This is a genomic window from Vibrio sp. HI00D65 (genome assembly GCF_001635455.1).
Lineage (GTDB): Bacteria > Pseudomonadota > Gammaproteobacteria > Enterobacterales > Vibrionaceae > Vibrio.
Genome location: NZ_LWEH01000315.1, coordinates 1 through 2115, shown reverse-complemented (window position 1 = coordinate 2115; position 2115 = coordinate 1). Strand labels below are relative to the sequence as shown.

Genomic DNA, 2115 nt, shown 5'->3' with positions numbered 1-2115 from the left:
GAAGAGCATTATCCTTGCCAAGGTTGAGGTCACGCCTAAGCCTTGAAGATAGGGAATCTCGTGTGTCGTTCAAATTTGATAGACTCATTGACTTAAACAATGCATCCGGACGCGGGATGGAGCAGCTTGGTAGCTCGTCGGGCTCATAACCCGAAGGTCGTCGGTTCAAATCCGGCTCCCGCAACCACATTACAGTTAAACGCTATCTATTGCCAAAAGCAGTAAGAGCTGCGATTAACTTATGCGACACTAGCTCAGCTGGTAGAGCGCAACCTTGCCAAGGTTGAGGTCACGAGTTCGAACCTCGTGTGTCGCTCCAATTTGATAGACTCATTGACTTAAACAATGCATCCGGACGCGGGATGGAGCAGCTTGGTAGCTCGTCGGGCTCATAACCCGAAGGTCGTCGGTTCAAATCCGGCTCCCGCAACCACATTATAGTTAAACGCTATCTATTGCCAAAAGCAGTAAAAGCTGCGATTAACTTATGCGACACTAGCTCAGCTGGTAGAGCGCAACCTTGCCAAGGTTGAGGTCACGAGTTCGAACCTCGTGTGTCGCTCCAATTTGAAAGTGAAACATGAAGAGCATTCTGGCAGAGTGCAATCCTTGCCAAGGTTAAGGTCACGCCTAAGCCTTGAAGAACGGGAACCTCGTGTGTCGCTCAAATTTGATAGACTCATTGACTTAAACAATGCATCCGGACGCGGGATGGAGCAGCTTGGTAGCTCGTCGGGCTCATAACCCGAAGGTCGTCGGTTCAAATCCGGCTCCCGCAACCACATTACAGTTAAGCGCCATTTATTGCCAAAGGCATTAAGAGCTGCGATTAACTTATGCGACACTAGCTCAGCTGGTAGAGCGCAACCTTGCCAAGGTTGAGGTCACGAGTTCGAACCTCGTGTGTCGCTCCAATTTGAAAGTGAAACATGAAGAGCATTCTGGCAGAGTGCAATCCGTGCCAAGGTTAAGGTCACGCCTAAGCCTTGAAGAACGGGAACTTCGTGTGTCGCTCAAATTTGATAGACTCATTGACTTAAACAATGCATCCGGACGCGGGATGGAGCAGCTTGGTAGCTCGTCGGGCTCATAACCCGAAGGTCGTCGGTTCAAATCCGGCTCCCGCAACCACATTACAGTTAAACGCTATTTATTGCCAAAAGCAGTAAGAGCTGCGGTTAACTTATGCGACACTAGCTCTGCTGGTAGAGCGCAACCTTGCCAAGGTTGATATCACGTGTTCGAACCTCGTGTGTCGCTCCATTTAGCAAGTGAAACATGAAGAGCATTCTGGCAGAGAGCTATCCTTGCCAAGGTTGAGGTCACGCCTAAGCCTTGAAGATCGGGAACCTCGTGTGTCGCTCCAATTTGATAGACTCATTGACTTAAACAATGCATCCGGACGCTGGATAGAGCAGCTGCGTATCTCTACAAGCTCACAACACGTAGGGTCTCGATTCTAATCCGTCTAAAACAGCCACAATTTATAGAATAACTAAATAGTGCCAAAAGGAATAAGAACTACCATTAACTTATGCGACACTAGCTCAGCTGGTAGAGCGCAACCGTGACAAGGTAAAGGTCGCGAGTTCGAACCGCGTGTGTCGATCCAATTTATAGAATAACGCAAAAGCCGTAATCGAAAGGTGAAAGACCTTTCCAGGATGCGACACTAGCTCAGCTGGTAGAGCGCAACCTTGCCAAGGTTGAGGTCACGAGTTCGAACCTCGTGTGTCGCTCCATTTTGAAAGTGAAACATGAAGAGCATTATCCTTGCCAAGGTTGAGGTCACGCCTAAGCCTTGAAGATAGGGAATCTCGTGTGTCGCTCAAATTTGATAGACTCATTGACTTAAACAATGCATCCGGACGCGGGATGGAGCAGTTTGGTAGCTCGTCGGGCTCATAACCCGAAGGTCGTCGGTTCAAATCCGGCTCCCGCAACCACATTACAGTTAAACGCTATCTATTGCCAAAAGCAGTAAAAGCTGCGGTTAACTTATGCGACACTAGCTCTGTTTCTAAAACGCAACTGTGGCAGCGTTCAGGACACAGGTTCGAACCTCGTGTGTCGCTCCATTTTTAAAGTGAAACATGAAGAGCATTCTGGCAGAGT

7 tRNA genes are annotated in these 2115 nt (G+C 48.7%); all 7 read left to right on the top strand.

Going from position 1 to position 2115, the window contains the following annotated elements:
• Positions 1-356: 356 nt before the first annotated feature.
• Positions 357-433, top strand: a tRNA-Met gene (locus A3712_RS19525).
• A 56-nt stretch (positions 434-489) separates the two neighbouring features.
• Positions 490-565 (top strand) — tRNA-Gly (locus tag A3712_RS19520).
• A 140-nt stretch (positions 566-705) separates the two neighbouring features.
• A tRNA-Met gene (locus A3712_RS27515) sits at positions 706-782 on the top strand.
• A 56-nt stretch (positions 783-838) separates the two neighbouring features.
• A tRNA-Gly gene (locus tag A3712_RS19510) sits at positions 839-914 on the top strand.
• 140 nt (positions 915-1054) lie between these two features.
• Positions 1055-1131, top strand: a tRNA-Met gene (locus tag A3712_RS27510).
• Positions 1132-1666: 535 nt separating this feature from the next.
• Positions 1667-1742, top strand: a tRNA-Gly gene (locus A3712_RS27505).
• 127 nt (positions 1743-1869) lie between these two features.
• Positions 1870-1946 (top strand) — tRNA-Met (locus A3712_RS19495).
• Positions 1947-2115: the final 169 nt, after the last annotated feature.